Raw genomic sequence first — 7,416 nt, 5'->3', positions numbered from 1 at the left:
GTGTGCGGGTGGGGCGGGCTCAGTCGCCGGCCTCGGCGAGGTCCACCGCGTAGTCCTCCCACCACTCGCCGGCCTTCGGGCCGCCCTTGCACTCGCCGTCCGACTCGCCGGGCCGCTTCACCCACAGGTAGGCGTCCACCAGCGGGTCCGCGGTCTTGGTCGTCGGCGTCTCGCCGAGGGCGCGGCCGGGCGGGTTGCACCAGCGCTCGTCCGGGTCGCCCCCGGTGTACGGGCCGTTGCCGTTGCGGCTGGTGTCGATGACGAAGGGCTTGCCGCCGACCTTGGCGGAGAGCTGCTTGCCGTAGGCGATGGAGTCCTCGGTGGAGTAGTAGTTGGAGACGTTCACCGAGAAGCCGTCGGCCCGGTCGATGCCGGCCCGCTTGAGCGGCTCGTGGATCTGGTCGGGGTTGCCCCAGCCGGCGTTGCCCGCGTCCAGGTACACCGTGGTGTTCTTCAGGCTCTTGAGCTCGGCGATCGCGCCGCCGAGGACGTCGTAGCGCTCCTCGTGGAACTGCTCCGGCGTGCAGCCGTCGACCAGGTGGAGCACCGCGTCGGGCTCCAGGATCACGGTCGCCGCCCGGTCCCCGATGCCCTTGGCCACCCCGTCGACGAAGGCGCGGTAGGCGTTGCCGTCGGCGGCACCGCCCTGCGAGTACTGGCCGCAGTCGCGGTGCGGGATGTTGTAGAGGACGAGCAGCGCGGTGCGGCCCGCCCTGTCGGCGGCCTCGGTGAAGCCGCGGGCCTGCTCCTCCGGGTTCTCCGGGCTGATCCACTCGGCGACGGGCTGCTCCGCTATCTTGCGGATCCGCTCGGCCTCCGTCTCCTTCCCGTCCTCCTCCAGAGAGGCCATCCGCTGCGCGGCGGTCCCCTCCGGGTTGACCCAGAAGGGGTTGGCGTCCTTGGGCTGCTGCGTGATCTCCGCGCCGGCCGCCTTGTCCGAGCCGCCGTCCCCCCCGTCGCCGGAGGAACACGCCGTCATCAGCAGCGCCGCCCCCAGTACCGCTGCCGACGCCCGCCTCCCGGCGAACGCCCCGACCCCCTTGCTGCCGTACATCCAACCCCCCTTGGGTGCACTTGTTCCGTGTGGTCCGAGGTGTTCCGGGTCCCAATCCTGACATACGTCCCGCGGCGGTCACGAGGTCGAGCCGTTCTTGTCCGCGAGCTGTTACAGCCGTCGTACTGTGGTGGGTCACCTGGGGCGATCACGGAACGCGACCGGAAAGGGCGTGGCACCGGCCGGCCTCCGGGCCGGCCCCCGGGCCGGGTGGGCGGGGCGCTCAGGCCGTCGTACCGGTCAGGTACGCGTAGACGACCACGTTGGCCGTGTAGCGGTCGCGGGCCGCGTCGAAGGTGCCGCCGCAGGTGACGATGCGCAGTTCGGCCCGGCCGGAGCGGCGGGGCCCGTAGGCCTGCTGGGCGTCGAACCCGTCCCGGGCGATGACCTGGATGTCCTCGACCGTGAACTCGGCGACCCCGGCGTCCTCGCGGACCACCCGGATCTTCTGGCCGGGCCGCAGGGTGCTCACCCTGTAGAACACGGCGGGCCGGGTCTCGGTGTCGACGTGTCCCACGACCAGCGCGGTGCCGGGCGCTCCGGGCGTCACCCCGCCCGCGTACCAGCCGACCACGTCCGGCCGGTCGAACGGCGGCGGATCGAGGGCGCCCCGCTCGTCCAGGCCGCGGGAGACCACCGGCGCCCGGACGTCCAGGCCGGGGATGTCGAGACGCCGCGGCTGCGCCTCGCCCAGCGGGCGGTGCGCGGGCGGAAGGTCCACCTGGGGCGGCCGGCCGGCGGCCGCCATGTCGCCGGTGGAGGGTCCGGCCCCGCCGGGGCGCAGGCCGGTCGTCTCCCGGCCGCACAGCCAGAGCACGAGCAGCAGCACCGCCCACACCACACCGGTGAACATCCGCCCGGGACGTATGTGTGGGGCCGGGCGTATCCCCTCGTGATCGGACACCGTCGGCCGCCTCAGCCGGTCGTTGCTCTGCGGTTCCGCCGGACACGGCCACGCACGACGGCTCCCGCCGCGGCTGCCGCGAGGAGCAGCCCGGCCGGCGCCTGCGCGGCGCCCATCCCACCCTCGTCGGCGCCGGAGGCGGCGCCGGAGTCGGTGCCGGTGCCGGTGCCGGTGCCGGTGCCGGTGCCGGTGCCGGTGGCGGCCAGCGGGGCGGTGCCGCCACCGCCCGCGTCGACGGGGGCGACGGGCGAAGCGGGCGCGACCGGCTCGGCGACCCCCGGCTTGACCGGCTTGACCGACTTACCCGTTTCCGCCGTTTCCGTCGTTTCGGCCGTTTCGGCCGTTTCGGTGGGCCGGTTGCGGGCGGGTGCGACCGTGATCGTGCCCTGGCGGGCCCGCTCGCCGCAGTTGACCAGCACCGGGTACGTCCCCGCGGTGAGCGTGGAGCGGACCCGGCTCTCGCCGACGAGCACGCCGTCGGCGACGGTGAGCCGGACCTCGGAGACGAACGCCGAGGACACGGCGACCGCCGTCCGCTCGGCGCACTCCGCCACCTCGAGGGTGACGTCGGTGCCGGGCGCGGGGGTCGTCGGCGTCACCGAGACACCCGTGCCGCCGTCCGCCGCGTACGCGGTCGGGGTGAGCGCGGCGACGGCCAGGATCCCGGTACAGAGAGCGACTCGCAGTGAACCCATCGTGAACCTCCAGATACCCGGAGCCTCCCCCGCCGGGCGGGGCGCCGCACGCTCGAGGGCGCGGCGCCTGCTCCGTACGGGTGACATCGGAGGTGGGCCGCTGTGCATAGCATGAGGTCATCCCCCGGCCCACGAGCGGTACACGAACGGTAGGAGTCCCCTTCCATGACAGAGCGCAAGCCCATCGAATCGTGGCTCACCGACATGGACGGGGTGCTGATGCACGAAGGCGTGCCGGTCCCCGGTGCGGATGCCTTCATCAGGAAGCTGCGCGACTCGGGGCGGCCGTTCCTCGTCCTCACCAACAACTCGATCTACACGGCCCGGGACCTGCACGCCCGCCTGAACCGGATCGGACTCGACGTGCCGGTCGAGAACATCTGGACCTCCGCCCTGGCCACGGCGACGTTCCTGGACACCCAGCACCCCGGAGGCACGGCCTACGTCATCGGCGAGGCCGGCCTGACGACAGCCCTGCACGAGGCGGGCTACATCATGACCGACGCCGACCCCGATTTCGTGATCCTGGGCGAGACGCGCACGTACTCGTTCGAGGCTCTGACGAAGGCCATCCGTCTGATCGACAACGGAGCCCGGTTCATCGCCACCAACCCGGACAGCACCGGGCCGTCCCCCCAGGGCGCGCTGCCCGCGACGGGTTCCGTGGCCGCGCTGATCACCAAGGCCACCGGGAAGGATCCGTACTTCGTCGGCAAGCCGAATCCCCTGATGATGCGCACCGGCCTCAACGTCATCGGGGCGCACTCCGAGACCAGCGCCATGATCGGTGACCGGATGGACACGGATGTGCTGGCCGGGCTCGAAGCCGGGATGGCGACCTTCCTCGTCCTCACGGGCCTGACGGCGAAGGGCGACATCGACCAGTACCCCTACCGGCCGACCAGGATCGTGGATTCGATCGCGGACCTGGTGGACCTCGTCTGAGGCGACGTCAGCGGCGCCGCCGTCCCCGCAGTACGGCCGCGCTCCCGGCGGCCAGCAGCAGCGCGGTCGCCGCCAGGGCCGTGTCCAGCCCTCCGAGTCCGGTGCCGGAGAGTTCGTGGGCGAGGGGGACGCGACTGTCCCGGGGGCCGGGAGAGGCGGGGTCCGCGCCGTCGGGGCCGGCGTCGCCGGCTTCCGGTCCGGACTCCGTCCCGGTGCCTGTCGTGGCACCCGTCCCGATGCGGAACCGGTACTCGTCCGACTGTCCGACCCAGTCGCCGTCGTCCTCGTGCCGCTGGACGACGGCGGCCGTGGCGACGACCTCGCCCGCCACGGCGTCGGACGTGAGGGCGAGGCGCAGCTTCACGGTGAGGGACCGGCCGGCCTCGACGGTGAACCCTCCGAAGCCCGCGTCGTCGTCGGCGAGGGCACCGACGAGTTCGTCCTCGTCGGTGGTCTCGAAGCGGACGGTGTGCGGCAGTTCCCGGCCTGCCGTGTAGAACTCCAGCACCGGCTGCGAGGCCCGCAGCGCCCGCTTGTCGTCGACGAGCACGACGACCGGGTGGATGCCGGCGCAGGAACGGCCGGTGGTGTTGGTGAGCTCGAGGTACCAGGTGCCGAAGCCGCCCCCGGCCCGGTAGGAGTCGGGGCCGCCGTGGATACGGGTGGTCAGCGGGAAGTCGGACTCGCCCCCGGTGGCGCAGGCGGGCGGCGGCGCTTCCGCGTGGGCCGGGGCCGCGCCGGGAAGGACCGCGGCCACCGCCGCCAGGAAGAGGGACGCGGGCGTGCAGAGTCGCATGCCATGTGGCCTTGCCGTTCGGCCGGCGGACACCACGGCGACGCCTGCGAACACCCCCGCACGGCGGCACGGTTCCCCCCACTCGGCGGAGCCCGCCGACCGCCCCTGCCCGCCCCTGCCCGCCTCTGTCCGTCCCCATCCGTCCCTATCCGTCCCTCCGTCCGAACACCGGGGCCAGTACGCACTGGGCGGCCCCCTCGGCGACCCGCTGCCCGCCGCCGCGCCCGGCGCCCGAGGCGATCCGTACCGGGACGGGGGTGTCCCCGGTGCGCCGGGCGCGGGCCTCCAGGACCTCGCGCACGCCTCGCACGAAGGTCTCCGGGGCCGCCTCGACGATCCGGCCGCCGAGCAGGACGCGGTCGATGTCCAGCAGACCGACCAGGTTCGCCGCGCCGGCGCCCAGGACCCGTGCGGCCTCGTCCGTGTCGCCCCTGGCCACCGCGTCCAGGCACAGGGCCTCGATGCAGCCCCGGTCACCGCAGCCGCAGCGCGGCCCGTCGAGCTGGAGGACCTGGTGGCCGAACTCCCCCGCCCCGGTCCGTGGCCCCCGGTGCACGCTGCCGCCGATCACCAGTCCCGCTCCGAGCCCCGTACCGAGGTGCAGATAGGCGAAGGAGCCGCCCTCGCCGCCGACGGCCAGGCCCAGCGTCGCCGCGTTGGTGTCCTTGTCGACGACGACCGGCACCCCCAGTCGCTTCGACAGCGCGTCCCGCAGCGGATACCCGTCCCATTCGGGGAACCCGGTCACCCGGTGCAGCACGCCCCGGGTGTGGTCCAGCGGTCCGGGCAGGGCGATCCCGGCACCGAGGAGGGAGAGGCGGCGGCGTCCGCGCACGGCTGCCCCGTCCCGCAGTTCCTCGACGACTCCCGCCACCCGGGTCAGTACCGCCTCCGCGCCCGCGCCCAGGTCCAGGGGGGTGTTCCGCTCCCCCACGACCGTCCCGTCGAGGTCGACGAGGACGGCCCGCAGTTCGTCCCGGTCCAGGTGCGCGCCCACCGCGTGCCCGGCCTCCGGCACCAGGCGCAGTACCGTCCGGGGCTTGCCTCCGGTGGACGCCCGGCGTCCCCCGTCCGCCGCGAGGCCGTCCGCCCGCAGCCGGGCCGTGATCTTGCTGACCGCCTGCGGGGTGAGTCCGGTCCGCTCGGCGAGTTCGAGGCGGCTGATGCCCTCCGCTCCCGCGGTCCGCAGCAGGTCGAGCACGAGGGCGGTGTTGTGACTGCGCAGGCCGAGCAGGTTGACCCCGCCGCCCGTCATGCCCGTCATGCCCGCCGTGCCCGTACCGCCCGCCGCGCCCGTACCGGCCGTCGTGCTCCTACCGTCCGGTTCGCCGTTCGTCCTGTTCACCCGCCCATTCTCTCCCGCGCTTGCACTTTCGCAACACCGTTGCGAAAGTAGGACCATGACTGGTACTCCCCTTCGCGTCGGCCTCGTCGGCTACGGCCTCGCGGGCTCCGTGTTCCACGCCCCGCTGATCGCCGCGACCGAGGGCCTCGCCCTCGACACGGTGGTCACCTCGAACCCCGAGCGGCAGCGGCAGGCCCGTGCCGAATTCCCGGACGTCCGTGTCGCGGCCACCCCGGACGAGCTCTTCGAACGCGCCGGCGAGCTGGACCTGATCGTCGTCGCGTCGCCGAACAGGACGCACGTGCCGCTCGCCACCGCCGCCCTGAAGGCCGGCCTGCCGGTCGTCGTCGACAAGCCCGTCGCCGGTACGGCCGCCGAGGCCCGTGAGCTGGCGGCGCTCGCCGAGGAGCGCGGCCTGCTCCTCTCCGTCTTCCAGAACCGCCGCTGGGACAACGACTTCCTCACCCTGCGCAAGCTGGTGTCCGAGGGCGCGCTGGGTGACGTGTACCGGTTCGAGTCCCGCTTCGAGCGCTGGCGGCCGGAGCTCAAGGGCGGCTGGCGGGAGTCCGGCGACCCCACAGACATCGGAGGTCTGCTCTACGACCTGGGCAGCCATGTCGTCGACCAGGCGCTGGTCCTCTTCGGTCCGGTGACCTCCGTGTACGCCGAGACGGACATCCGCCGCGACGGCGCGCGGACGGACGACGACACGTTCCTCGCGCTCACGCACGCGAGCGGCGTCCGCTCGCACCTCTACGTCTCCGCGACCACGGCCCAGCTCGGCCCGCGTTTCCGCGTCCTGGGCTCCGAGGCGGGGTACGTCAAGCACGGTCTCGATCCCCAGGAGGCCGCCCTGCGCGACGGCCTGCGACCCGGTGCCGGTGCCGCCGCCGGTGCCGGGTGGGGCACCGAGCCCGAGGAGCTGTGGGGCCGCGTCGGTTCCGGGGAGTCCCCGGTGACCGGCGGCGGACGTGCCGAGCCCACCGTGCCCGGTGACTACCCCGCGTACTACACGGCCGTGGCGAAGGCACTCCTGGAGGGCGGCCCCAACCCGGTGACCGCGCAGGAGGCCGCCGCCGCGCTGGACGTCCTGGAGGCGGCCCGCCGTTCGGCCGACGAGAAGGTGACGGTGACGCTGTGACGCAGCCCGAACCGACCCCCACCGTCGAAGAGCTGGAGGAGCAGGAACGCCGTCTGGTCTTCCGCCGGTTCGGTCACGAGGACGCCTGGGCGCTGGGCTCCCTCCTCGTCGGCCTGGCCCGGGAGCGGCAGGCCCCCGTCGCCATCGACATCCACCGCACCGGCCAGCAGCTCTTCCACGCGGCGCTGCCCGGTTCGACCCCCGACAACGACGCCTGGATCGCCCGCAAGCGGCGGGTCGTCGAGCGGTACGGCTGCGCCTCGTACCTGGTGGGCGCCCGGCACCGCGCCAAGGGCACGACGTTCGAGGAGTCGTCGCGCCTCGACCCCGACACGTACGCGGCACACGGCGGTTCGTTCCCGATCGTCCTCGAGGGCACGGGCGTGATCGGCGCGGTGACGGTCTCCGGTCTTCCCCAACTCCAGGACCACCGCATGGTGGTGGAGGCCCTGACCCGCTTCCTGGAGGCCGGCGCCGCCTGACCCGTCCGCCCGTTCACCCGTCCAAGGGCCGAAGGGGGCGCGGGGCGCGTGCGG

At 73.8% G+C, this 7,416-nt stretch carries 8 protein-coding genes; 3 read left to right on the top strand and 5 right to left on the bottom strand.

Annotated elements, in window-relative coordinates:
* Positions 1 to 19: 19 nt before the first annotated feature.
* From ACFWVE_RS34315 to ACFWVE_RS34305, 3 genes are all read right to left on the bottom strand, one after another.
* Entirely contained in the window at positions 20 to 1,054 is a 1,035-nt protein-coding gene (locus ACFWVE_RS34315; RefSeq protein ID WP_384022971.1) for a glycoside hydrolase family 6 protein, read from the bottom strand.
* 223 nt (positions 1,055 to 1,277) lie between these two features.
* The gene (locus ACFWVE_RS34310; protein ID WP_384022969.1) at positions 1,278 to 1,907 is read right to left on the bottom strand and encodes a class F sortase; all 630 of its coding nucleotides are present in this window, start codon (positions 1,905 to 1,907) and stop codon (positions 1,278 to 1,280) included.
* Positions 1,908 to 1,969: 62 nt separating this feature from the next.
* Positions 1,970 to 2,653: a hypothetical protein gene (locus ACFWVE_RS34305; protein ID WP_384022966.1), complete on the bottom strand. Its 684-nt coding sequence runs from the start codon at positions 2,651 to 2,653 to the stop codon at positions 1,970 to 1,972.
* Between the two features lie 165 nt (positions 2,654 to 2,818).
* On the opposite strand from ACFWVE_RS34305, the gene ACFWVE_RS34300 reads away from it, so the two are divergent.
* Positions 2,819 to 3,598 carry an HAD-IIA family hydrolase gene (locus ACFWVE_RS34300; RefSeq protein ID WP_384022963.1) on the top strand — a complete coding sequence of 260 codons (780 nt, stop codon included), beginning with the start codon at positions 2,819 to 2,821 and terminating at the stop codon, positions 3,596 to 3,598.
* Positions 3,599 to 3,605: 7 nt separating this feature from the next.
* Here the strand turns inward: ACFWVE_RS34300 and ACFWVE_RS34295 are convergent, their stop codons facing one another.
* Positions 3,606 to 4,394: a hypothetical protein gene (locus ACFWVE_RS34295; RefSeq protein ID WP_384022960.1), complete on the bottom strand. Its 789-nt coding sequence runs from the start codon at positions 4,392 to 4,394 to the stop codon at positions 3,606 to 3,608.
* A gap of 145 nt (positions 4,395 to 4,539) precedes the next feature.
* Positions 4,540 to 5,658 carry an ROK family protein gene (locus ACFWVE_RS34290; protein WP_384022973.1) on the bottom strand — a complete coding sequence of 373 codons (1,119 nt, stop codon included), beginning with the start codon at positions 5,656 to 5,658 and terminating at the stop codon, positions 4,540 to 4,542.
* A gap of 136 nt (positions 5,659 to 5,794) precedes the next feature.
* On the opposite strand from ACFWVE_RS34290, the gene ACFWVE_RS34285 reads away from it, so the two are divergent.
* The gene (locus ACFWVE_RS34285; protein WP_384022957.1) at positions 5,795 to 6,880 is read left to right on the top strand and encodes a Gfo/Idh/MocA family oxidoreductase; all 1,086 of its coding nucleotides are present in this window, start codon (positions 5,795 to 5,797) and stop codon (positions 6,878 to 6,880) included.
* Positions 6,877 to 7,362, top strand: a complete 486-nt coding sequence (locus ACFWVE_RS34280; RefSeq protein ID WP_384022954.1) for a heme-degrading domain-containing protein — start codon at positions 6,877 to 6,879, stop codon at positions 7,360 to 7,362. Before ACFWVE_RS34285 ends, ACFWVE_RS34280 begins: the two co-directional genes overlap by 4 nt.
* Positions 7,363 to 7,416: the final 54 nt, after the last annotated feature.

Origin of the sequence: Streptomyces sp. NPDC058632 (assembly GCF_042717095.1) — a bacterium.
Classification (GTDB): Bacteria; Actinomycetota; Actinomycetes; order Streptomycetales; family Streptomycetaceae; genus Streptomyces.
The sequence above is the reverse complement of the archived record's forward strand: the minus strand, read 5'-3'. Positions and strand labels throughout refer to the sequence as shown.

What these genes read in the sequence shown, in the direction of transcription:
- ACFWVE_RS34315 (WP_384022971.1), bottom strand. Translation starts at nt 1,054, where the DNA reads ATGTACGGCAGCAAGGGGGTCGGGGCGTTCGCCGGGAGGCGGGCGTCG.
- ACFWVE_RS34310 (WP_384022969.1), bottom strand. Translation starts at nt 1,907, where the DNA reads ATGTTCACCGGTGTGGTGTGGGCGGTGCTGCTGCTCGTGCTCTGGCTG.
- ACFWVE_RS34305 (WP_384022966.1), bottom strand. Translation starts at nt 2,653, where the DNA reads ATGGGTTCACTGCGAGTCGCTCTCTGTACCGGGATCCTGGCCGTCGCC.
- ACFWVE_RS34300 (WP_384022963.1), top strand. Translation starts at nt 2,819, where the DNA reads ATGACAGAGCGCAAGCCCATCGAATCGTGGCTCACCGACATGGACGGG.
- ACFWVE_RS34295 (WP_384022960.1), bottom strand. Translation starts at nt 4,394, where the DNA reads ATGCGACTCTGCACGCCCGCGTCCCTCTTCCTGGCGGCGGTGGCCGCG.
- ACFWVE_RS34290 (WP_384022973.1), bottom strand. Translation starts at nt 5,658, where the DNA reads ATGACGGGCATGACGGGCGGCGGGGTCAACCTGCTCGGCCTGCGCAGT.
- ACFWVE_RS34285 (WP_384022957.1), top strand. Translation starts at nt 5,795, where the DNA reads ATGACTGGTACTCCCCTTCGCGTCGGCCTCGTCGGCTACGGCCTCGCG.